This window comes from Citrobacter sp. wls706 (assembly GCF_005281305.1).
Lineage (GTDB): Bacteria > Pseudomonadota > Gammaproteobacteria > Enterobacterales > Enterobacteriaceae > Citrobacter > Citrobacter werkmanii.
The window spans coordinates 37,435-60,331 of record NZ_SZXG01000029.1 but is presented as its reverse complement, the minus strand read 5'-3'; the positions used below and the strand labels follow the sequence as shown (position 1 = coordinate 60,331).

The 22,897-nt window shown below is 52.3% G+C and carries 28 protein-coding genes; 27 read left to right on the top strand and 1 reads right to left on the bottom strand.

Features of this window, described 5'->3' with window-relative positions:
- Positions 1 to 19: 19 nt before the first annotated feature.
- From FDW92_RS05195 to FDW92_RS05065, 27 genes are all read left to right on the top strand, one after another.
- Entirely contained in the window at positions 20 to 1,087 is a 1,068-nt protein-coding gene (locus tag FDW92_RS05195; RefSeq protein ID WP_127791805.1) for a phage major capsid protein, P2 family, read from the top strand.
- A 3-nt stretch (positions 1,088 to 1,090) separates the two neighbouring features.
- Positions 1,091 to 1,846, top strand: coding sequence for a terminase endonuclease subunit (locus FDW92_RS05190; RefSeq protein WP_137400574.1), 756 nt, complete (start codon positions 1,091 to 1,093; stop codon positions 1,844 to 1,846).
- A gap of 99 nt (positions 1,847 to 1,945) precedes the next feature.
- Positions 1,946 to 2,452, top strand: coding sequence for a head completion/stabilization protein (locus tag FDW92_RS05185; protein WP_137400573.1), 507 nt, complete (start codon positions 1,946 to 1,948; stop codon positions 2,450 to 2,452).
- Entirely contained in the window at positions 2,452 to 2,655 is a 204-nt protein-coding gene (locus FDW92_RS05180) for a tail protein X (protein WP_137400572.1), read from the top strand. The genes FDW92_RS05185 and FDW92_RS05180 overlap by 1 nt, the downstream gene beginning before the upstream one ends.
- Positions 2,646 to 2,867: an HP1 family phage holin gene (locus FDW92_RS05175; protein ID WP_016153631.1), complete on the top strand. Its 222-nt coding sequence runs from the start codon at positions 2,646 to 2,648 to the stop codon at positions 2,865 to 2,867. The genes FDW92_RS05180 and FDW92_RS05175 overlap by 10 nt, the downstream gene beginning before the upstream one ends.
- On the top strand, positions 2,851 to 3,363 hold the full coding sequence (locus FDW92_RS05170) for a lysozyme (protein WP_127791799.1): 513 nt from the start codon (positions 2,851 to 2,853) through the stop codon (positions 3,361 to 3,363). The genes FDW92_RS05175 and FDW92_RS05170 overlap by 17 nt, the downstream gene beginning before the upstream one ends.
- Positions 3,360 to 3,791 (top strand): DNZ54_00345 family protein, encoded by a 432-nt coding sequence (locus FDW92_RS05165; protein WP_137400571.1) that lies wholly within the window; start codon positions 3,360 to 3,362, stop codon positions 3,789 to 3,791. The genes FDW92_RS05170 and FDW92_RS05165 overlap by 4 nt, the downstream gene beginning before the upstream one ends.
- A complete protein-coding gene (lysB, locus tag FDW92_RS23175) occupies positions 3,773 to 4,201 on the top strand; it encodes an Rz-like lysis system protein LysB (protein WP_137400570.1) in 429 nt (142 codons plus the stop codon). Before FDW92_RS05165 ends, lysB begins: the two co-directional genes overlap by 19 nt.
- The gene (lysC, locus tag FDW92_RS23115; RefSeq protein ID WP_249357155.1) at positions 4,089 to 4,334 is read left to right on the top strand and encodes an Rz1-like lysis system protein LysC; all 246 of its coding nucleotides are present in this window, start codon (positions 4,089 to 4,091) and stop codon (positions 4,332 to 4,334) included. The genes lysB and lysC overlap by 113 nt, the downstream gene beginning before the upstream one ends.
- Positions 4,297 to 4,764 carry a phage tail protein gene (locus FDW92_RS05150; protein WP_137400568.1) on the top strand — a complete coding sequence of 156 codons (468 nt, stop codon included), beginning with the start codon at positions 4,297 to 4,299 and terminating at the stop codon, positions 4,762 to 4,764. The genes lysC and FDW92_RS05150 overlap by 38 nt, the downstream gene beginning before the upstream one ends.
- Complete coding sequence (locus FDW92_RS05145; RefSeq protein ID WP_137400567.1) at positions 4,757 to 5,203, top strand: phage virion morphogenesis protein; 447 nt, start codon at positions 4,757 to 4,759, stop codon at positions 5,201 to 5,203. Before FDW92_RS05150 ends, FDW92_RS05145 begins: the two co-directional genes overlap by 8 nt.
- Positions 5,204 to 5,534: 331 nt before the next feature.
- The gene (locus FDW92_RS05140) at positions 5,535 to 6,524 is read left to right on the top strand and encodes an ATP-binding protein (RefSeq protein ID WP_137400566.1); all 990 of its coding nucleotides are present in this window, start codon (positions 5,535 to 5,537) and stop codon (positions 6,522 to 6,524) included.
- Between the two features lie 18 nt (positions 6,525 to 6,542).
- A complete protein-coding gene (locus FDW92_RS05135) occupies positions 6,543 to 8,999 on the top strand; it encodes a S8 family peptidase (protein ID WP_137400565.1) in 2,457 nt (818 codons plus the stop codon).
- Between the two features lie 266 nt (positions 9,000 to 9,265).
- Positions 9,266 to 9,907, top strand: a complete 642-nt coding sequence (locus FDW92_RS05130) for a phage baseplate assembly protein V (RefSeq protein WP_137400564.1) — start codon at positions 9,266 to 9,268, stop codon at positions 9,905 to 9,907.
- On the top strand, positions 9,904 to 10,254 hold the full coding sequence (locus FDW92_RS05125) for a GPW/gp25 family protein (RefSeq protein WP_137400563.1): 351 nt from the start codon (positions 9,904 to 9,906) through the stop codon (positions 10,252 to 10,254). The genes FDW92_RS05130 and FDW92_RS05125 overlap by 4 nt, the downstream gene beginning before the upstream one ends.
- Positions 10,255 to 10,259: 5 nt before the next feature.
- Entirely contained in the window at positions 10,260 to 11,168 is a 909-nt protein-coding gene (locus FDW92_RS05120; RefSeq protein ID WP_137400562.1) for a baseplate assembly protein, read from the top strand.
- The gene (locus FDW92_RS05115; RefSeq protein WP_137400561.1) at positions 11,161 to 11,691 is read left to right on the top strand and encodes a phage tail protein I; all 531 of its coding nucleotides are present in this window, start codon (positions 11,161 to 11,163) and stop codon (positions 11,689 to 11,691) included. The genes FDW92_RS05120 and FDW92_RS05115 overlap by 8 nt, the downstream gene beginning before the upstream one ends.
- A 10-nt stretch (positions 11,692 to 11,701) precedes the next feature.
- On the top strand, positions 11,702 to 13,525 hold the full coding sequence (locus FDW92_RS05110) for a phage tail protein (RefSeq protein WP_137400560.1): 1,824 nt from the start codon (positions 11,702 to 11,704) through the stop codon (positions 13,523 to 13,525).
- A gap of 16 nt (positions 13,526 to 13,541) precedes the next feature.
- A complete protein-coding gene (locus FDW92_RS05105) occupies positions 13,542 to 14,078 on the top strand; it encodes a tail fiber assembly protein (RefSeq protein WP_135911789.1) in 537 nt (178 codons plus the stop codon).
- A gap of 135 nt (positions 14,079 to 14,213) precedes the next feature.
- On the top strand, positions 14,214 to 15,407 hold the full coding sequence (locus tag FDW92_RS05100; protein WP_137400559.1) for a phage tail sheath protein: 1,194 nt from the start codon (positions 14,214 to 14,216) through the stop codon (positions 15,405 to 15,407).
- Positions 15,408 to 15,419: 12 nt separating this feature from the next.
- Positions 15,420 to 15,938, top strand: coding sequence for a phage major tail tube protein (locus FDW92_RS05095; protein WP_041327772.1), 519 nt, complete (start codon positions 15,420 to 15,422; stop codon positions 15,936 to 15,938).
- Between the two features lie 53 nt (positions 15,939 to 15,991).
- Positions 15,992 to 16,306, top strand: coding sequence for a phage tail assembly protein (locus FDW92_RS05090; protein WP_032942881.1), 315 nt, complete (start codon positions 15,992 to 15,994; stop codon positions 16,304 to 16,306).
- Positions 16,303 to 16,461, top strand: coding sequence for a GpE family phage tail protein (locus FDW92_RS05085; protein WP_306308100.1), 159 nt, complete (start codon positions 16,303 to 16,305; stop codon positions 16,459 to 16,461). Before FDW92_RS05090 ends, FDW92_RS05085 begins: the two co-directional genes overlap by 4 nt.
- Complete coding sequence (locus tag FDW92_RS05080) at positions 16,451 to 18,892, top strand: phage tail tape measure protein (protein ID WP_137400558.1); 2,442 nt, start codon at positions 16,451 to 16,453, stop codon at positions 18,890 to 18,892. The genes FDW92_RS05085 and FDW92_RS05080 overlap by 11 nt, the downstream gene beginning before the upstream one ends.
- Before the next feature lie 13 nt (positions 18,893 to 18,905).
- The gene (locus FDW92_RS05075; protein WP_041327766.1) at positions 18,906 to 19,370 is read left to right on the top strand and encodes a phage tail protein; all 465 of its coding nucleotides are present in this window, start codon (positions 18,906 to 18,908) and stop codon (positions 19,368 to 19,370) included.
- The gene (locus tag FDW92_RS05070) at positions 19,367 to 20,536 is read left to right on the top strand and encodes a phage late control D family protein (protein WP_137400557.1); all 1,170 of its coding nucleotides are present in this window, start codon (positions 19,367 to 19,369) and stop codon (positions 20,534 to 20,536) included. Before FDW92_RS05075 ends, FDW92_RS05070 begins: the two co-directional genes overlap by 4 nt.
- Positions 20,537 to 20,609: 73 nt before the next feature.
- Positions 20,610 to 20,831: a DNA-binding transcriptional regulator gene (locus FDW92_RS05065; RefSeq protein ID WP_047090157.1), complete on the top strand. Its 222-nt coding sequence runs from the start codon at positions 20,610 to 20,612 to the stop codon at positions 20,829 to 20,831.
- A gap of 662 nt (positions 20,832 to 21,493) precedes the next feature.
- Here the strand turns inward: FDW92_RS05065 and yegQ are convergent.
- A complete protein-coding gene (yegQ, locus tag FDW92_RS05055; protein WP_042307426.1) occupies positions 21,494 to 22,855 on the bottom strand; it encodes a tRNA 5-hydroxyuridine modification protein YegQ in 1,362 nt (453 codons plus the stop codon).
- Positions 22,856 to 22,897 lie beyond the last annotated feature (42 nt).

The window sequence follows — 22,897 nt, the reverse complement described above, 5'->3', positions numbered from 1 at the left end:
TAGAAAAACAGGAATAACAATGCGTAAAGATACCCGCTTTAAATTCAATGCTTACCTGTCCCGCGTAGCGGAGCTGAACGGCGTCGACACCGATGATGTGGCGAAAAAATTCACCGTTGAGCCGTCCGTGACGCAGACCCTGATGACCACCCTGCAGGCGTCATCCGCGTTTCTGACCAAAATCAATATCGTGCCGGTGGACGAGCTGAAAGGCGAAAAAGTCGGGGTCGGCGTCAACGGTACTATTGCGAGCACCACGGACACCGCCGCCGATGACGAGCGTAAGACCGCTGATTTCACTGCGCTCGAATCCAACAAATACGAGTGTGCGCAAATCAACTTTGATTTCCATATTCGTTACAAGCAGCTCGACCTGTGGGCGCGATTCCAGGACTTTCAGACCCGTATCCGTGACGCGATTATCAAGCGTCAGTCGCTCGATTTCATCATGGCCGGTTTCAACGGTATCACCCGCGCGGAGACCTCCAACCGCAAAACGAATCCGATGCTGCAGGATGTCGCGGTGGGCTGGCTGCAGAAATACCGCAATGAAGCTGCTGCGCGCGTGATGTCCAACGTCACCGATGATGACGGCAAGGTCATTTCTGATGTGATCCGCGTGGGTAAAAACGGTGACTATGAAAACCTCGATGCGCTGGTGATGGATTCGACCACCAACCTGATTGATGAGATTTATCAGGATGACCCGGAGCTCGTCGTTATCACTGGCCGTAAGCTGATGGCAGATAAATATTTTCCGCTGGTCAACAAGGCGCAGGAAAACAGCGAAACGCTGGCCGCTGACATCATCATCAGCCAGAAGCGTATCGGCAACCTGCCTGCTGTGCGTGTGCCGTATTTCCCGGCGAATGCCCTGATGGTGACGCGTCTCGATAACCTGTCGATTTACTTCATGGATGATGCACACCGCCGCGCCATCATCGAGGAGCCGAAGAAAGACCGCGTCGAAAACTACGAGTCGATGAATATTGACTATGTGGTCGAGGCTTACGCCGCCGGTTGCCTGATTGAAAACATCAAACTCGGTGACTTCACTGCACCTGCTGCACCGGAAAGCGGGGAATAAGCCATGACGAGTCCCGCAGCGCGTCACATGATGCGGGTCTCGGCCTCTGAAACTGCGCGGCGGGCTGCTGCTCCGCTGCGCAATGCAACTGCCTATGAGCAGATGCTCGTCAAGCTGGCCGCAGACTGTCGCACGTTAAAACAAATCCGCTCCAATGAACGCAAGGCAGACAAAAAGCGTGAACTGCTGCCGTTCTATCTGCCGTGGGTGTCCGGTGTCCTCAGCGCCGGAAAAGGGGGGCAGGATGACATTGTCATGACCGTCATGCTGTGGCGTCTCGATGCGGATGACATCGCCGGTGCGCTGGAGATTGCCCGCTATGCGATGACCTATGGACTGACCATGCCGACCGGCGGCCACCGGCGCACCACGCCGTATTTACTGGCCGAAGAGGTCGCCCTGTCAGCACAGCGCCTGCTCGATGCGAAACAGCCTGTCGGGCTGTCGCTCCTGCTCGACACCATCGCACTGACCGAACGGGCAGACATGCCGGATATCGTGCGCGCGAAGCTGCACAAAATTACCGGCTACGTGCTGCGTGAGGCTGGCCGTCTGACTGACGCGCTGGCGCACCTGCAGCGTGCGATCCAGTTAGAGCGAACTGTCGGTGTGAAAAAAGATATTGAACAGCTCGAGCGCGCGCTGAAACCCAAAGCAGAACCCGCACCCAAACAGAATAAACCGCGCACGCGCAAACCTGCCGCTAAACCGGCGGCACGGCGCGGGCGTCCCCCGAAAGCGGCAAAAGCCGCAGGTTAACAGAGCGCTCCCCGAGCCGGGCGGCACGCCGGTCAATGCGGGTATTGATTGCCCTGACTGCGACCGGCGTCCACCGCCCACCCATTACCCGAGGTTGTCATGACGACAGTGATTATTGAGCCAAAAAAAGAGCCGCAGGATGTGCCGGGCGTGGTGATACCACCACCGGGCGTGAGCGAGCCGGTAATAAAAAACACCTTCTTTTTTCCTGATGTGGATCCGAAGCGTGTGCGCGAGCTGATGCGTCTGGAGCAGACCGTTTCCGCGCTGCGCCTGAATGATGCGATTAAAGCCGGTATGGCTGAAACCAATGCGGAGCTTGCCCTGTGGCGGTTTGAGCAGATGGCCGCAGGGCATGACACGCTGGCCGATGTGCCTGCCGATGATATTGATGGCGAAAGCGTGCGCTGTTTCCACTATTTCCGCGCTGTCTGCGCCATGACCAGTGCCACGCTGTTTGAGCGCTATCGCGGCATCGATGCGACGGCAAAAGGCGACCGCAAGGCGGAAAGCACCGAGGCGGTTATCGATGAGCTGTGGCGGGATATGCGCTGGTCTGTGGCACGTATTCAGGACAAGCCGCGCTGTATTGTCGGTCAAATCTGATGAAGGTCAGGGCGATGCAGGGCGACACCCTCGATGCGATTTGCGCCCGGTATTACGGGCGCACTGAGGGCGTCGTTGAAACGGTGCTGCAGGCGAATCCGGGTCTGTCGGAGCTGGGCGTTATTCTGCCGCACGGCACGACAATAGAGCTGCCCGAAACTGGCAGCGCCCCGAAAACCGAAACGGTGAATTTATGGGACTGAGTGTGGAAAAAATCACGACGTTTATCGCTTACTGGCTGGCCGTGGGGCTGGCGTATTTCGGGGCAATGTCCCCTGAAAAGCTGGCGCTCTATGTGGGGAGTGCCTGCGCCATTTTTACCGCGCTGACGAATTACTGGTTTAAGCGCAAAACGTATCGCTACCTGACCTCACTCGGACTCGATAAGGAGGCTGCCCGTGAGCTCAATCATTAAACGCTGCAGTGTGGCCGCCGTGCTGGCGCTGGCCGCGCTGATGCCTGACTTTCGTCTGCTTAACACCTCGCCCGAGGGGCTGGCACTGATTGCCGACCTCGAAGGATGTCGCCTGACACCTTACCAGTGCAGCGCGGGAGTGTGGACGTCGGGCATCGGCCACACTGCCGGGGTGGTCCCTAAAGGGGATATCACCGAGCGACAGGCGGCGGAGAATCTCGTTGCCGATGTGCTTAACGTCGAGCAACGGCTCGCGGTCTGTGTGCCGGTGGATATGCCACCGCGCGTCTATGACTCGCTGGTCAGTTTTGCGTTTAACGTCGGAACCGGTGCGGCCTGCAGGTCGACGCTGGTCTCGTATATCAAACGTCATCAGTGGTGGCAGGCGTGCGACCAGCTCACCCGCTGGGTGTATGTCAACGGCACAAAAAACAAAGGGCTGGAGAACCGCCGTGCGCGGGAGCTGGCGTATTGCATGAAAGGAGTTACTCAATGAAACAACATATTACCTCACTGATTTTTGATTTCCTGCTGGCGCTGATGCTGTTTATGGGGCTGACGAACTCGCAGAGCGTGGCAGTCAATTTCGTTGCCATATGGGCGCTGTTTGGCTGTCTGGTCTGCATTGCTGCCAGCCTCGCTGGTGTGGTTGCCTATGAGCACTGGCAGGGAAACCGGCAAAAGGGTATCCCGCTGAATGATGCGTTAATGAAGGTTTTTCGTTTTGTGTTTTGTCGTAAACCTTCCCCGCTGCGTCGCTTCTGGTCGTTGCTTATTTTTGCTGGCGTTTTTGCCTGTCTGGTCGGCGCGGGATGGCTGTTTACGGCGCTGCTGTATCTGATTTGTGTTCTGGTGCTTAACGCTGTGCGTACTGCTTACCGTCAGCGCATCGAAGGGGAGGGGATGTGTCCAGATTCATTGTGATCCTTCTGGTTGCTGCGCTGGCCGGGTTGCTGTGGCTGCGACATGAAAATGAGAACTTATCCAGGTCATTTGAGAAAGCGAACCGCGTCGCCAGTGCGCAAAAGACGACAATTGGCATGCTGAAAAATCAGCTTGCCGTATCGCAGCGAATCGCCAGGGCGAATGAGGATGCGCAGGTCAGGCTCGGTGATGAGCTGGCCGTTGCCGGTAAGCAGGCGGCAAGACGGGAAGAAACCATAACGAGGCTGATGAATGAAAATGAGACGTTACGCCGCTGGTACAGCGATAAGCTGCCTGATGCTGTGCGCCGGTTGCACATCCGAACCGGCTGCGCCTCCGCCGCCCGTTGTTTACAACGCCTGCCCGAAGGTGAGCCTCTGCCCGATGCCGGGAAGCGACCCCGTCAATAACGGTGATTTGAGTGCCGATATTCGCAGGCTGGAGTATGCGCTCACCGCCTGTGCGATTAAGGTCGAAACCATCAAAGACTGTCAGGATAGAATCGATGCAGAAAATGAAAAGCCTGCGCAAAGCGCTGAATGACGCCGTCCCGCAGCTCATGAATAACCCCGAGATGATGCGCATCTTTGCCGATGAGGGGAATATCGATGCGCGTCTCACGGCCTCACTGTCCCATGAAAAGAAATACACGCTGAATGTGATTGTGTGTGACTTTGTCGGCGACCCAGACCTGATTTTTGTGCCGGTGGCGGCGTGGCTGCGAGAAAACCAGCCGGATATCTGCACGCTCGATGAGGGGCGCAAAAAGGGCTATCGATTCCAGATGGACTTAAATGACGGGGATAATGTTGATATCAGTATCAGCCTGCAACTGACTGAGCGCACCCTTGTCCGGGAAGAAAACGGCGCGTTACACGTCAGCTATGCCCCGGAGCCGCCCCTGCCGGAGCCTGTCACCCGTCCGACAGAGCTCTATATCAATGGCGTGCTGGTGAGTAAATGGGATGAGTGAATTAACGCCTTTTGATGACCAGATGGCGGGGCTTATCGGGGCATTGTCACCGGCGTCGCGGCGCAGGCTGGCCGCAGAGATAGCGAAACAACTGCGCGCTGCACAGCAGCAACGTATCAGGCAACAAAAAGCGCCGGACGGCTCACCGTATGAGAGCCGAAAACGCCAGCCGCTCAGGGCGAAAAAAGGGCGAATAAAACGGGCTATGTTTCAGAAGCTGCGAACGAGTCGCTACATGAAAGCCAGTGGCCACAATGATGCTGCTGTGGTGGAGTTTACCGGCAAAGTGCAACGTATTGCCCGGATTCACCAGTTCGGACTCAAAGACCGGCCTAACCCTCATGCTCAGGACGTGGTATACCCAGAACGCCAGTTGCTAGGATTCACACTGGCGGATAAGCAGCGTATTGAAGAGCTGGTCGCAAAGTATTTGAATTAAAGTTTTCGAACCTAGGTGTCTGAAACGATGAATTAAGATAAAGTAATGTGATGAGTTGGTGGTAATTTTTTGTTGTAAAACAATGGCTTATTGTGGTTTTGTGTTTCAGGGGTTATGTCCTTTTAGCAAGAATTGAAATACTAAACTATGAGTTGCTTTAGAGCAATTAAGGTCAATAGTATAAACTAAATTGTTGTGAGCAAAGTATGGTTGATACGAAGGGAACTGGGTGAAAAGAATGTTTTTCTGTTATATGATGAGAAACAGAAGGCTTACATGAATGGAGATGAACTCCATTGAGTAAACTTTAATATAAAATATAGGGTTTAATATGGCTAGTGCAAATCAACTAAAGTTATTAATAAAAAGTTTTATTAATAAAGATAACAGAAAGTTTCTGACGACTGTATTACAAATTGCTGCGCACGAAGCAAAAATTGGGCACGGTAATTTTGCAGATGAACTTCGGACTTTAGTTGAAAAAGCCAAATTATCTGATTTAGAATCAGAAAATAATTCATATCCTAAAATTGTATCATCAAGCACTGCTCTAATCAGTCATTCCTCCACAGACCTTTTTACTGTGAGTCATCCCACTGTTTCAATCAAAGATATAATCCTTTCTACACCTGTAAAAATGAAGGTGTTGAGATTTTTAGATGAAAATAAAAATTCTAAGAAAATAAGGCAGTTTGGGCTAATTCCTCGCCGACATTTGATGCTTTATGGACCTCCGGGAACAGGGAAGACAATGACTGCATCAGTCATTGCTCATGAGCTTTCATTCCCATTATTCACAGTAAGGATGGACTCACTTATAACTAAGTTTATGGGGGAAACATCAGTGAAACTTAGGAATATATTTGATTATATTTCACAGCATAAGGGTGTTTACCTTTTCGATGAATTTGACACCATTGGTTCTAAAAGAAGTATGATGAATGATGTGGGTGAGATTCGTCGAGTACTTAATACTTTTTTACAGTTATTAGATGACCATCGATCTGATAGTCTTATTATTACTGCAACTAATCATAAAGAAATTCTTGATAATGCGTTATACAGAAGGTTTGATGATGTTATTGAATATGACTTACCTTTGAAAGAAGGTCTTACTCAATTAATAAAATCAAGATTCATTTCCTATGAATTGCAGGTTCAGGACTTTTCACTAATAATAAAATCAGCAGATGGATTAAGTTATGCTGAGATATCAAAATCTTGTGATGATGCTATAAAACAGTCAATTATAAATAATAGTAAGTTTGTAACACAAGAATTGCTAATTAATATGCTTTTGGAAAGAAAATCATTTCATTAAAAATTAGAGTGAGACCTTATGAAGGAACATATAAAAATATCGTTAAAACAGAAACTATATGGTTTTTCTCCTATTCCACCGAAAATTGAGAAAAAAATAGTACCGGTAAATAGGAATGCTCATTTTGCAAAAATACGAGGCTCATTGCAACAAGCTTTGTCAGTCGCTGAAAAAGGAGAGCGATATTTAACAGAGTTTTTTGAAGATATTGAACCTCCAAAAAACATCGTTCTAACTTTTAAAGAAAATATAGAAATAAACGAACGTTTAGCAATAAGTAGTTTGGACTCTCATGGTATGAAATTGTTGTCGGTAAACAAAATTGACAACAAAACTATTGCCAATGTATCGGTACCTAAAGACAAACTTGATAAGTTGAAATTACTTGTCGAAGATTATGGCACAAAAGTACAGGGTAAAAAAAACAACCCCAAAAACAAAACGTTAATCGAATCTATATCTGAAATTGAATATGGAAATATTGGTTCCCTTTGGTTTAGCAATAAATCATTACCAATAGATAAAGATGAAATAATAAATGTTGAGATATGGCTTAATATTGATGGGGCAGATACTGAAAATGTGCAAGAAGAACTAAGTCGTGCATGTGAAGTAATTGGAATTACCATAGTAAACGGTTCGCTTAAATTTAAGGAGCGTGTTGTCAAGATTGTTTTAGCTTCTGTTAATCAATTAAATATATTACATTTGTCGCTACAATGTATAGCTGAAATTAGACCTGCCAACACTGTAACTCTCGATTTTCTTAACTTAGAAGCCACTGAACAATTTCAATGGTCAAATACGCTCTATCATACTTTGTCCACTAACCGAACTCCAGTTTGCATTTTAGATACTGGGGTTTCTTATGGACATCCTCTATTAACGGATTTTACTAACACTGACTGTGTCATTAGCGCGGAACCACACTGGAACCCGCTAGATCAGCAAGGTCATGGCACTGGTATTGCAGGTCTAGTAATATTTGGTGATTTAAAATATGCCTTGCAAAATTCTTCTGTAGAAATATCTGCAATTATTGAATCTGTAAAAATTTTACCCGACAGTGGCGCTAATGATCCTAGGTTATATGGGGCCATAACTAGCGATGCTGTTTATAATTTAGAATCCATTAACCCATCTAATAATAGAATATATACGATGGCCGTTACTTCGGAATATAATTTAAGAGGAGCGCCTAGTAGCTGGTCTGCTAAAATTGATGAATTATGTTCTGGAACACCTGATGATGAGACTAAACGCCTTTTTGTTATTTCTGCAGGCAATATGGCACCTCAATATATTCATGCTTACCCAGATGCAAATTTAACCAGTTCGATTGAAGATCCTGCTAATTCATACAATGCTCTGACGATTGGATATTGGGCAAGTGAAGGAAATATTCAAACTGCAGGCTATGTTCCTGTAGCTGAACTAACCGATCTTGGTCCTACCTCAACAACATCTCTTAAATGGCATAGAAGTTCACCTATAAAACCAGATGTAGTATTTGAAGGCGGAAATTACGGCTTTGATCATTCCTGTAATTTTCCCGCAGATCTTGAAGAATTAAGTTTAATGACAACTTCAAATGAAATATCTTCGGGGTTATATTTTTCTAAATTCGGTGAGACTAGCGCAGCCACTGCTCTAGCAACTAATTTCATTTCTAAAGTCTGGAGTAAATACCCTAAATATTGGCCTGAAACGATTCGAGGTTTAGTGGTTCATAGTGCTGAGTGGCCTCAAGCTATTTTTGACCGTTTTTCTCCTTATAGAAAAAAACAAGACTATGAAAACTTACTAAGAACTTCTGGGTACGGTTATCCAAACCTAGTAAAAGCTATATCTAGTGGTGATAGATCTGTCAATCTTATAATTGAAGATCAGATGCAACCGTATACTGCAGATGGTAAGTTAAATGATATGGTCTTATATACGTTACCTTGGCCATCTGATGAATTAGTAAAGTTAGGTGCGGAGAACGTAAGGCTTAGAGTCACCTTGTCTTATTTTGTTGAGCCAAACCCAGGTGAGCGTGGTTGGGGTAACAAATATAAATATAGTTCCTGTGGCCTTCGGTATGATATCAATGCCGCAGGTGAAGAATCTGCTGATTTTGTCTATAGAATAAATAAGAAATACAGAGACGAAATGGAAAGTGAAGATTTAGATTCATCTGGCGGAGATTCTGATCGTTGGATGTTGGGTCAAAAGCTTCGAGGCAGAGGATCTCTACATAGTGATGTTTGGAATGGCACTGCTGCAGAATTAGCTGATAAAAAATATATTGCAATATATCCAGTAAGTGGTTGGTGGAAGGAGCTGAAAAAGGAAAAGAGACAATCGAGTATGATTCGCTACTCATTAATAGTGTCCATTGAAACACCTTCTAATAACTTGGAACTTCATAATTTTATTGAGAATTTAGTTACTATTGACAATGAAATTGTAAATAATATTGGTTTGGAGTAATTGAGTTGTTTTCATCTTATCCCCACGAGACAGCTGTGTCTCATGGGGAGTGTGTGTTTTTCCGAATAGGAACCGTAATATTATCAGTTTATATCAAATTAGTATTCACTCAATATACGATTAAGTTCCGCTGGAATGGATATTTGACAATATCTCATTTTAGCTATGGGTAATATTTATTCATTTCTAACTAGTTCAGTGTTGTTTCATATACCACAAAACCCCGCCTGATTGCCGCTGGCCTTGCCCGGCGGCATCCTTTCCCCATGAATACTTTAAATTCCATTCAGGATATCGCCCGCGCGATCCGTAATCTTATCCGCACCGGTATTGTGACTGCAGTCAATCCCGATGAGGGGCTTTGTCGTGTGCAGACCAGCGGCATGCAAACCACCTGGTTAAACTGGCTGACCTGCCGCGCCGGTCGTTCGCGGGTCTGGTGGGCTCCCTCAGTTGGCGAACAGGTGCTGATTCTTGCTATTGGCGGCGAGCTCGATACCGCCTTTGTGCTGCCCGGTATTTTTTCTGATGACCATCCCGCGCCGTCGGCCTCGCCTGATGCCTTTCACGTTTCCTTTCCTGACGGGGCGGTTATTGAGTACGAACCTGAAATCGGGGCGCTCACGGTGAGCGGTATCAAAACCGCTGACGTTACCGCGTCGGACTCCATTACCGCAACGGTGCCGCTGGTACTGGTCAAAGCGTCCACCCGCATTACGCTCGATACCCCCGAGGTGGTCTGCACCAACAAGCTGACCACGGCCACGCTTGAGGTGCAAAAAGGCGGGAAGATGAGCGGCGACATCGAGCACGGCGGCGGTACGTTTAAATCAAACGGCGTGCAGGTGGATGACCATGACCACGGCGGCGTGAAACGGGGCGATGACAGGACGGTGGGGACAAAATGACGACGAGCTATCTGGGAATGAACCGTCATACCAGGCTCAGTATTTCTGAGGTTGAGCATATCCGGCAGAGCGTGCGCGACATTCTGGTCACGCCGGTTGGCTCGCGTGTGATGCGTCGTGAATACGGCTCGCTGCTGTCGGCGCTTATTGACCAGCCGCAGACCCCGGCGCTACGCCTGCAGATTATGGCCGCGTGCTATTCCGCGATCCAGAAGTGGGAGCCACGCGTCAGCCTGACGACCATCACCTTTGAACGCGGGGAGAATGACGGCGCGATGTATGTCGATATCACCGGCACGCGGTCGACGTCAGGCCAGCCCTTTTCTATCACCATTCCACTGAGTTAAACACTATGGCTATTGTTGACCTGAGTCTGCTCGCTGCGCCTGATGTGGTAGATGAGTTGGATTATGAAACCATTCTGGCAGAGCGAAAGGCGACGCTTGTCTCACTGTATCCCGAGGAACAGCAGGAGGCGGTCGCGCGCACGCTGACACTTGAATCTGAGCCGATGGTTAAGTTACTGCAGGAGAACGCTTACCGTGAGGTTATCTGGCGTCAGCGCGTGAATGAATCGGCGCGCGCGGTCATGCTGGCGTATGCCGCCGGTAATGACCTCGATAATATCGGCGCAAATTTCAGCGTCGGGCGTCTTGTTATCACGCCAGCCGATGAGACCACGCTGCCGCCCACACCTGCCGTTATGGAATCGGATACCGATTACCGTCTGCGCATTCAGCAGGCGTTTGAAGGAATGAGCGTGGCCGGGTCTGGCGGCGCTTATCAGTTCCATGGTCGCAGCGCTGACGGGCGGGTCGCAGATATCTCAGTGACCAGCCCGTCGCCCGCCTGTGTGACAATTTCTGTGCTGTCGCGTGAAAACAACGGTGTCGCGTCTGATGAGCTGCTCACTGTTGTCCGTAACGCGCTGAATGCCGAAGATGTCAGACCGGTCGCCGACCGTGTGACGGTACAGTCAGCCGACATTGTTGACTACCAGATAACCGCCTCGCTTTATCTCTATCCCGGTCCCGAGAGTGAACCCATTCGCGCCGCTGCCGTGAAAAAGCTGGAGGGCTATATCAGTGCGCAGCACCGCCTCGGGCGTGACATTCGTCTGTCTGCCATTTATGCCGCGCTGCATGTCGAAGGTGTCCAGCGTGTGGAGCTGACCGCGCCGGTGGCTGACCTCGTGCTCAGCAGTGCGCAGGCGTCATTTTGCACTGATTACAGCGTTGTGATCGGGGGCTCGGATGAGTGATACCCGCCTGCTGCCGGTGGGCTCGTCACCGCTTGAAGTGGCGGCGGCGCGTGCCTGCTCGGATATCGAAAACACCCCCGTCTCGCTGCGTCGTCTGTGGAGTCCTGACACCTGCCCGGCTAATTTGCTGCCGTGGCTGGCGTGGGCGTTTTCTGTCGACCGCTGGGATGAGAACTGGCCGGAGGAAACGAAGCGCGCTGTCATCCGTGATGCGTACTTTATTCACTGCCACAAAGGCACTATCGGCGCTGTTCGTCGGGTGGTGGAGCCGCTCGGCTATGTCATCAACGTCACGGAGTGGTGGGAGACCAGCGACCCGCCCGGCACATTCCGGCTTGATATCGGTGTGCTGGAAAGCGGTATTTCTGAGGAAATGTATTTTGAAATGGAGCGCCTGATTGCGGATGCGAAACCCGCGAGCCGTCACCTGATAGGTCTGAATATTATTCAGGACATTCCCGGTCATATGTTTGTCGGTGGTGTGGTGTATGACGGTGACATTATTACGGTTTACCCCGGATGAGTGAGGAATAATGAGCACGAAATTTAAAACAATTATCACTACTGCCGGTGCTGCAAAACTGGCGGCGGCCACGATGCCGGGTGGTAAAAAGGTGAACCTTACCGCGATGGCCGTCGGTGATGGCGGCGGTGTGCTGTCGGAGCCGAACGCCGGTCAGGTAAAACTCATCAATGAAGTCTGGCATCATGCGCTGAATAAAATCAGCCAGGACAACAAAAATAAAAATTATATCGTGGCAGAGCTGGTCATTCCTCCCGAGGTGGGCGGCTTCTGGATGCGTGAGCTGGGTCTGTATGATGACGCAGGCACGCTGATTGCAGTTGCCAATATGGCGGAGAGCTACAAGCCCGAGCTGGCTGAGGGCTCCGGGCGTGCGCAGACCTGTCGCATGGTGATTATTGTCAGCAGTGTCGCCTCGGTGGAGCTGTCCATTGATGCGACAACGGTGATGGCCACGCAGGATTATGTCGACGACAAACTGGCTGAGCATGAGCGGTCCCGCAACCATCCTGACGCTACGCTGAAAGAAAAAGGCTTTGTGCAGCTCAGCAACGCGACCGACAGCACGTCTGAGGCGCTCGCCGCAACGCCGAAAGCGGTTAAGGCGGCTCATGACCTTGCCTGTGGTAAATATACGGCTCAGGACGCGAGCACGGCGCAGAAAGGTATCGTTAAACTCAGCAGCGCGACCGACAGCACGTCTGAGACGCTCGCAGCGACGCCGAAAGCGGTCAAGGCGGCGTATGACCTTGCCAGTGGTAAATATACGGCTCAGGACGCGACCACGGCGCAAAAAGGTATTGTGAAACTCAGCAGCGCCACCGACAGTGAGTCTGAGTTGCTGGCCGCCACTCCAAAGGCAGTAAAAGCCGTGAATGATAATGCGAATGGCCGCGTGCCGTCGGGGCGAAAAGTAAACGGAAAGGCGCTTACCGGTGATATCAGCATCACCTCGCAGGATATTTTTGACGGGCAGGTCGTGATGATTGGTGCAAACCAGAATCTTGACAGCTATCAGACGCCGGGACTGTATGCCCAGGATGCGAATGTTAATACCAGCGCAGCACTGAATTACCCGGAGAATAATGCGGGGTCCCTGATGGTGCTTAAAAGTGCCGGAGTGACTCAGGTTTATCGGACTTACAACAGCTCGCGAATCTGGTCCCGAAGTAAATACAGCACAGGGGGATGGACGCCGTGGGCGCGTGAATACAATACGCAAAATAAGCCGGGGGCAGGTGATGTCGGTGCACTCCCGATCACCGGTGGCACGATTAATGGCGCGCTGGGAATTGGAACGGCGAACGGCCTCGGCGGTCACTCCATTGTTTTAGGCGACAGCGATACCGGCTTTAAACAGGAAGGCGATGGGATCCTGAATGTTTATGCGAACTCCGCACATGTATTCCGGTTTAACGCCAGCGTCGTTGAAAGTATAAAGCCGCTTGTTGTGCGTGGGGACTGCGTAGCAATCGGAGAATTAAAGGCGGGTAACGGCTCGGCACGCATGGCATCAGACGGGAACATTTACGGCTCCGCATGGGGCAGTCGCTGGTTGAAAGATTATCTTGTCGCCACCTTTCAACCCAAAGGGAATTTCACGCCTGCAGGTCAGGCTTACACAAAAGCAGAGTCTGACGCGCGCTACGTGCAGAATATTCGTGTCAGCGCCCCGCAGGAGCGTAAGTTTTGGGACGGGGCCGGATGGTCCAGCAATGACAGCGCGTTTGCAACTTCAATCTGGATGGTCGGCGGTAGCTCCAACGTTGGTGGTCTGTATGTCCGGTATGTTCAGAAAAATATCAACGGCACCTGGATTAATGTGACCGCTTAAAATTGTGGAGGATAAAATGCAGCATCTTAAAAACCTGAAAATTTACACGCCGGATGATGAATACAGCCTGTTTCTGATGAAAGAGCATAGCGCCGAATTTTTTATTTCTGAGGATGGTCGTGACTGGTATGAATCTCAGGCCAGTTTCTCACCCGACACGCTGAAAGTGGCCTATGACGAGGCCGGTATTATTCGCAGTATCAGCAAGGACGTTTCAAGTATTTACCCGCGAGATTTTAGTGTCGTTGAAGTTGATATTACCGTGAAAAATCAGAACGTAGATATTTCGGGTGGGTGGGTATTCAGCGAGGGGGAAATTAAGCCACGCCAGTATTCACCGGTCGAATTGTGTAAGCAGGCGGAAGCACAAAAAGCGGAATTACTGGCTGCCGCTGCGACTGAAATCGCCCCGTTGCAGGATGCCGCTGATTTAGGCGAAGCAACGGAAGATGAAAACGCACTTTTACTCGCATGGAAAAAGTATCGCGTCATGCTCAACAGGGTAAAACCCGAAGATGCACCCGATATCACATGGCCGGAACAGCCAGCATAACCAGTGTAATTCAGGCGGGCGGTTGCCCGCGCTTTCCTGCCTCCGGTTGTGCCAGACCTTATCCAACCCTGACAAATAGCCCGCCATCACCACACAACAGAAAATACACTCACCCTTAACCACGGAGTTAAACGGATGAGTGATTTTCATCATGGCGTAGAGGTCATCGAGATTAACGATGGCGTGCGTACCATTTCCACCGTCTCAACGGCCATCATCGGCATGGTCTGCACGGCCAGCGATGCTGACGAAAAGACATTTCCCCTCAATGAGCCGGTGCTCATTACCAACGTACAAAGTGCTATCGGCAAGGCGGGAAAAAAGGGGACGCTGTCGACGTCCCTGCAGGCCATCGCTGACCAGTGTAAGCCGGTCATTGTGGCCGTGCGCGTGGCCGAAGGTGCAGAAGACCCGGATGACCCGGAGGCCGGGAAGAAACAAACCATTTCCAACATCATCGGCACGACCGATGAAAACGGCAAATACACCGGCCTGAAAGCGCTGCTGGCGGCGCAGACCGTCACCGGCGTGAAGCCACGCATTCTCGGCGTGCCGGGTCTTGATCCGCAGGAAGTGGCGACGGCGCTCGCGTCCACCTGCCAGAGCCTGCGCGCCTTTGGCTATGTCAGTGCGTGGGGCTGCAAAACCATTTCTGACGCCATCGACTACCGCGAGAATTTCAGCCAGCGTGAGCTGATGGTTATCTTCCCTGATTTTCTGGCATGGGACACCACGGCGAATGAGACTGCGACAGCCTGGGCAACGGCGCGCGCGCTCGGTCTGCGTGCCAAAATTGACCAGACAGTCGGCTGGCATAAAACCCTCTCAAACGTCGGCGTGAATGGCGTCACCGGCGTCAGTGCCTCGGTATCATGGGATTTGCAGGAGTCCGCGACCGACGCCAACCTGCTTAACAAAGCCGGTGTTACGACGCTTATCCGCAATGACGGTTTCAAGTTTTGGGGAAACCGCACCTGCTCAGATGACCCGCTTTTCCTGTATGAGAACTACACCCGCACCGCGCAGGTACTGGCCGACACGATGGCGGAGGCGCACGCGTGGGCGATGGATAAACCCATCACCCCGACCCTCATTCGCGACATCGTATCGGGTATCAATGCCAAATTCCGCGAGCTGAAAAATAACGGGTATATCGTTGACGGCTCCTGCTGGTATGACCCGGAGTCGAACGAGACCGCGACCCTGAAAGTCGGGAAGCTGTATATCGATTACGACTACACCCCCGTCCCGCCGCTGGAGAACCTGACCCTGCGCCAGCGCATCACCGATACCTATCTGGCGAACCTGTCGGATGCGGTCAACAGCTAAGGAGCCAGGAACATGGCGTTACCCCGCAAACTTAAATATCTGAATATGTTCAACGATGGCCTCAGCTACATGGGCGTTGTTGAATCTGTCACCCTGCCAAAGCTGACCCGCAAGCTGGAGAAATATCGCGGAGGCGGGATGCCGGGCGCGGTATCAATTGACCTCGGCCTCGATGACGACGCGCTGTCGCTGGAATGGACGCTCGGCGGTCTGCCTGACGTTGAACTGTGGGCGCAGTATGCCTCGCCGGGGGCTGACAGTGTGCCGCTGCGCTTTACCGGCTCTTTCCAGCGTGATGACACCGGCGCGATTTCTGCCGTCGAGGTGGTGATGCGTGGCCGTCACAAAGAATATGACGGCGGTGAGAACAAGCAGGGCGAAAGCGGCACGACCAAAATGTCGACCGAGTGCGCCTATTACCAGCTCACGATTGATGGCCGCGAAGTCATCGAGATTGACGTCGTTAACATGGTGCTGAAAGTCGACGGCGTCGACCGTCTGGCAGAGCACCGCAGGGCGATTGGCCTGTAATCCCTTACCCGGTCAGTGAGGCTGGCCGGTCACTTTTCCTGATGAGAATACCCATGAAAAATATCAATGAAACTGCCGTTGCTGACACTGAAACCGTTAATCCGAATGTGGTGATTTTTGACACTCCGCTGATGCGCGGTGAGCAGAAAATTGAACAGGTCACGCTGACCAAACCGAATGCCGGAACCCTGCGCGGGGTGTCGCTGGCCTCGCTGGCGAATTCTGACGTTGATGCGCTGATTAAAGTGCTGCCACGCATGACGTATCCCGCCCTGACCGAGCACGAGGTCACGCGTCTCGATGCGTCTGATCTGATTTCGCTGGCCGGGAAGGTGGTCGGTTTTTTGTCGCCTGCTTCGGGTCGCTGACCTTTCCGAAAAACCTGTCGGTCGATGACCTGATGGCGGATATCGCGGTGATTTTCCACTGGCCGCCATCAGAGTTACATTCCCTGAGCGTGACCGAGCTCCTGACATGGCGCGACAAGGCGCTGCAACGAAGCGGAAACCATCATGAGCAATAACGTCAGAATCGAGGTGCTGCTGAATGCCGTCGACCGGGCGAGCCGCCCGCTAAAAGCGATCCAGAACGCCAGTAAATCCCTGTCCGGTGATATCCGCACGTCACAGAAAAGCCTGCGCGAGCTGAATGCGCAGGCATCCCGTATCGACGGATTCCGAAAAGCCAGCGCACAGCTTGCCGTGACCGGTCACGCGCTTGATAAAGCGAAACAGGAAGCCGAAGCACTCGCCACGCAGTTTAAAAACACGGAGCGCCCGACGCGTGCGCAGGCGCAGGTGCTTGAATCCGCGAAGCGTGCCGCCGAAGGGCTGCAGACGAAATACAACAGTCTCACGGAGTCGGTAAAGCGCCAGCAGCGCGAGCTCGGTGCGGCGGGAATTAATACCCGTAATCTGGCAAATGATGAGCGGGGGCTTAAATCCCGTATCAGTGAAACCACCGCGCAGCTCAACCGTCAGCGCGAGGCACTGGCGAAAGTCAGCGCACAGCAGGCGAAGTTAAGCCGGGTGAAAGAACGTTATCAGGCCGGTACATCACTGGCCGGTAACGCGGCGGCGGCGGGCGCTGCCGGTGTCGGTATTGCGACGGCGGGAACGATGGCCGGGGTTAAGCTGCTGACGCCGGGCTATGAGTTTGCGCAGAAGAACTCAGAGCTGCAGGCGGTGCTCGGTGTCGATAAACAGTCACCCGAAATGCAGGCGCTGCGCAAACAGGCGCGCCAGCTCGGGGACAATACGGCGGCCTCTGCCGATGATGCGGCGGGGGCGCAGATTATTATCGCCAAAAGTGGCGGGGATGCGGCGGCCATTCAGGCGGCGACGCCGGTGACGCTGAATATGGCGCTGTCCAACAAGCGCACGATGGAAGAGAACGCCGCGCTGCTGACCGGGATGAAATCAGCGTTTCAGCTTTCAAACGACAAGGTCGCGCATATTGGTGATGTTCTCTCGATGACGATGAACAAAACCGCCGCCGACTTTGACGGGATGAGCGATGCGCTGACCTATGCCGCGCCGGTGGCGAAAAATGCCGGGGTAAGTATCGAGGAAACCGCCGCGATGGTGGGGGCACTGCACGACTCCAAAATCACCGGCTCGATGGCGGGAACGGGAAGCCGTGCCGTCATGAGTCGCCTGCAGGCACCGACCGGCAAAGCCTACGATGCTATCAAAGAGCTCGGGGTGAAAACCTCTGACAGCAAGGGCAACACGCGTCCGATATTTTCCATCCTGAAAGAAATGCAGCGCAGTTTTGAGAAAAATAATCTCGGGACGGGTCAGCGCGCGGAATACATGAAAACCATTTTCGGGGAGGAAGCCAGCTCGGCGGCCGCTGTGCTGATGACGGCGGCCTCAACCGGCAAGCTCGGTAAGCTCACCGCCGCGTTTAAAGCCTCGGACGGCAAGACTGAGGAGCTGGTTAAGGTTATGCAGGATAACCTCGGCGGCGACTTCAAAGAATTTCAGTCAGCCTATGAGGCGGTCGGGACCGACCTGTTTGACCAGCAGGAGGGCTCACTGCGTAAGCTGACGCAGACGGCCACGCAGTATGTGCTCAGGCTTGACGGCTGGATCCAGAAAAATAAGGGGCTGGCGACCACCCTCGGCGTGGTGGTCGGAGGTGCGCTGGCGCTGACTGGTGTGATGGGCGGGATTGGCCTGATTGCCTGGCCGGTGGTGATGGGGATAAATGCCATCATTGCGGTGGCTGGCGTGCTCGGGGTGGTTTTCAGTACGGTCGGCGGCGCGATTGTCACGGCCATTGGCGCAATCAGCCTGCCGGTGCTGGCGGTTGCCGGGGCGGTGGTGGCCGGGGCGCTGCTCATCCGTAAATACTGGGAGCCGATTGGCGCATTTTTCTCGGGGGTGGTGGAGGGGCTGAAATCCGCCTTTGCCCCGGTGGGGGCGATTTTTACCCCGCTCGCGCCGGTGTTTGATGCCATTGCGGAAAAGCTGGGCGTTGTCTGCCAGTGGTTTAAAGACCTGCTTGCGCCGGTGAAAGCCACGCAGGACACGCTCGACAGTTGCAAAAATGTCGGCGTGGCGTTTGGTCAGGCGCTGGCTGATGCGCTGATGACGCCGCTCAACCTGTTTAACAGCCTGAGCGGCAAGGTTGACTGGCTGCTGGAGAAACTCGGCGTTATCAAAAAAGAATCGACCGACCTCGACCAGACTGCAGCCAAAGCGGATAAGGCTTCACCGGGTGGCGGGTATATCCCTGCGACAGCGAGTTATGGCGGGTATCAGGCGTATCAGCCGGTCACTGCGCCTGCAGGTCGCTCTTATATCGACCAGAGCAAAAGCGAATACAACATCACCCTGCAGGGTGGCGTTGCGCCGGGTGGTGACCTTGACCGCCAGCTCCGCGACGCCGTCGACAAACTTGACCGCGAAAAGCGCGCGCGTCAGCGATCCAACATGAGACTCGACTGAGAGAGGGGGCAAAATGTTAATGGTGCTGGGCTTTTTTGTGTTTGAACGGCGCACCCTGCCGCATCAGTCGATGCAGTATTCGAAGGACTACCGGTGGGTGTCCAATGACCGTATCGGCAAACGACCGGCTTATCAGTTTCTCGGGGAGGGGGAAACCTCGCGCACCCTGTCGGGGACGCTTTACCCTGAAATCACCGGCGGGCGTCTGTCGTTGCAGGCGATTGAGCTGATGGCCGACGAGGGGCGTGCGTGGCCACTGATTGACGGAACCGGCATGATCCACGGGATGTACGTTATCGATAAAGTGACTCATAACCACACCGAGCTTTTCAGCGACGGCGCAGCGAGAAAAATCGAGTTCACTCTGTCCCTGAAACGTGTCGACGAGTCGCTAGCGGCCATGTATGGCGACCTGAAAACGCAGGCGGATAATCTGGTCACGTCTGCCGGTGAATGGGCGGGAGGGCTGGCAGGATGATAACGGGAATGAATATTCAGGCCGGGGCGCGTGTTGCCCCTGCGTATATGCTCACGCTGGACGGGGAGGATATCACGCAGAATTTCAGCGACCGGCTTATCGGTCTGACCATGACCGACAATCGCGGATTCGAGGCTGACCAGCTCGATATCGCGCTCGATGATACCGACGGGCTGGTCGAGCTGCCGCCGCGCGGGGCATCACTGACGCTGTGGCTGGGCTGGCAGGGCTCCGCACTGATCAACAAGGGGAGTTTCACGGTCGATGAAATCGAGCATCGGGGTGCGCCTGATACACTGACCATCCGGGGACGTAGCGCCGATTTTCGCGGCTCGCTAAACTCGCGGGGCGAGCAGTCATGGCACGACACCACGCTCGGGGTGATTGTGGAGACCATCGCGCAGCGTAATAAGCTGACGGCCAGTGTTGCTGACGCCATGAAAGCCATTGCCATTCCCCATATCGATCAGACGCAGGAATCCGACGCGGCGTTTTTGTCCCGACTTGCTGAGCGTAACGGTGCATCCGTGTCGGTGAAAGCCGGGAAATTATTATTCCTTAAAGCCGGTAGTGCGATGACGGCCAGTGGTAAGCCGATCCCTCAAATGACTGTCGAGCGTGGCGACGGCGACCGCCATCAGTTCGCCATTGCAGATCGGGAGGCTTACACCGGCGTGACGGCGAAATGGCTACACACCAGAGACCCTAAACCACAAAAGCAAAAGGTAAAGCTCAAACGTAAACCCAAAGAGCAGCACCTGCGCGCGCTGCAGCACCCGAAAGCCGCTAAAACATCGATAAAGGCTAAGAAGAAAAAAGAGCAGGAAGCGCGGGAAGGTGAGTACATGGCCGGAGAGTCGGACAACGTTCTTGAGCTCACGACCATCTATGCCACAAAGGCGCAGGCCATGCGCGCGGCTCAGGCAAAGTGGGACAAGATACAGCGGGGCGTGGCGGAGTTTTCCATTACGCTTGCCACTGGCCGGGCTGATTTATTTCCCGAAACGCCGGTGGCCGTGAAAGGCTTTAAGCGCGTGATAGACGAACAGGCGTGGATAATCAGCCGTGTGGTGCACAGTCTAAACGGGAGTGGCTTCACGACGGGCTTAGAGCTTGAGGTTAAGGTTTCTGATGTGGAGTATGAGAGCGAGGAAATAGCGCAGTAATTTTATATATATTTGTTTTATAAGGATAAAATGAGTAAAATCACTGTATTGAAAACGCTCAGAGGTGCTCATCATGTTTCACTGCCCGAAATGCCATTACGCCGCTCACGCCCGCACGAGTCGCTATTTTTCTGATACCACAAAAGAGCGGTATCATCAGTGCACTAACATCAACTGCAGTTGTACTTTTGTCACGACTGAAACCGTTGAGCGCTTCATCGTTTCGCCGGGGGAAGTCGTACCGGCTCCGCCGCACCCGACGATGACCGGTCAGCATCAAATGCCCTGGCTGTGAACCAAAAGAAAACCCCGCAAATGCGGGGTTTTCTGTATTTTCGCGATTAGACATCGTCCGGTAGTTCGCGTATCGCTTTACGTATGTTTGATTCTGCGTCGTCAAGTTCACTTATAGCCCTGTTGATATCTGAACGGCCATTCTCTACCTTGGAGCGTGTACGCTTCAAAACGGTCATGGCGTCATCAATTGCACTTAGAGCCCGCTTTAATCTTCTCTTGGTATCCATCTTTGCCAATTCCTTGTTTTCATAGATATTTCACAATATTTAATGAGAATACATTGGTATTAATCGAAAATAAGTGTCTGGTATCTCATTTATACAACCTGAAAAAATGATTTGTGAGGGCTTCTTCCTGTCTGATGTGGCATTACTTTTTAGTTCAGGTGACGAAGGGGTAAGCCTCGCATAAGCGAGGCTTTTAGTATCGATGTGGTCAATGCGTGGACATTGGAAGAAATAAATCCATTTATTTCAGTACATTACAGGCAAAAAATAAGCCTGCGTAAGGGAGATTACGCAGGCTAAGGAGGTGGTTCCTGGTACAGCTAGCATTTATGGGTTATGTTTTTCAGCGGGTGGGATAATACCCTTAATGAACGAAACGGTATGTGATCGATTTCTAAGAATCTTCCGAACGCTGAAAAATAACCGTAATTAACTACTTAGCATGCGGGTTGCGCGTGGACTCACCGGCAAAATTACGCATTAACAAGGCATAATTCAGATCGATATCCTCAGGTACCGGCATCCACACGGTGTAGCCATCGCCCGGAGCAACCGGCATGGCTTCGCCTTTCGCGTTTTCCATCTGCTCAAGGGTAAAGTTGATATTGCCCTGTGGGGTCATCAATTCCAGGCTGTCGCCGACGGTAAATTTGTTTTTCACCAGCACGGCTGCCAGTTCGCCTTTACGTTCGCCGGTAAATTCGCCAACAAACTGCTGACGCTCTGACACAGAGAAGCCGTATTCGTAGTTCTGATAGTCGTCATGCGTATGGCGGCGCAGGAACCCTTCGGTGTAACCGCGATGCGCCAGACCTTCCAGCGTTTCCAGCAGTTGCGGGTCGAACGGTTTGCCAGCAGCGGCATCATCAATTGCTTTGCGATAAACCTGCGCGGTACGTGCGCAGTAATAGTATGACTTGGTACGGCCTTCGATCTTCAGCGAATGCACGCCCATTTGCGTCAGACGCTCAACGTGGGCAATGGCACGCAAATCTTTCGAGTTCATGATGTAAGTGCCGTGTTCGTCTTCGAACGCGGTCATGTACTCACCTGGTCGCTGGGCTTCTTCAATCATAAAGACTTTATCTGTCGGCGCGCCAATACCCAATGTGGGTTCGACGTTTTGTACCGGGATCGGCTCGTACTTATGTACGATATTGCCCACCACGTCTTCTTTCCCTTCCTGCACGTTGTATTCCCAGCGGCAGGCATTGGTACAGGTGCCCTGGTTCGGGTCGCGCTTGTTGATGTAACCAGAGAGCAGGCAGCGCCCGGAATAGGCCATGCACAATGCACCGTGAACGAAGATCTCAATCTCCATATCGGGCACCTGGGTACGGATCTCTTCAATTTCTTCCAGCGACAGTTCGCGAGACAAGATCACGCGGGTCAGCCCCATCTGCTTCCAGAATTTGACCGTCGCCCAGTTAACGGCATTAGCCTGCACCGACAGGTGAATATCCATGTCAGGGAAGTTCTCGCGCACCAGCATAATCAGACCCGGGTCCGACATGATCAGCGCATCCGGCCCCATTTCCACCACCGGTTTCAGATCACGAATGAAGGTTTTCAGCTTGGCATTGTGCGGGGCGATGTTAACCACCACATAGAATTTTTTACCCAGTTCATGGGCTTCATTAATGCCGCGCTGCAGGTTTTCGTGGTTGAATTCGTTGTTGCGTACGCGCAGTGAATAACGCGGTTGGCCCGCATACACAGCATCTGCGCCATAGGCGAAAGCGTAACGCATATTTTTCAGCGTTCCCGCCGGGGAAAGGAGTTCCGGTTTAAACATAATTATCTCGTTCTGATGACAGGTCAGACTCGCCTCACTTAA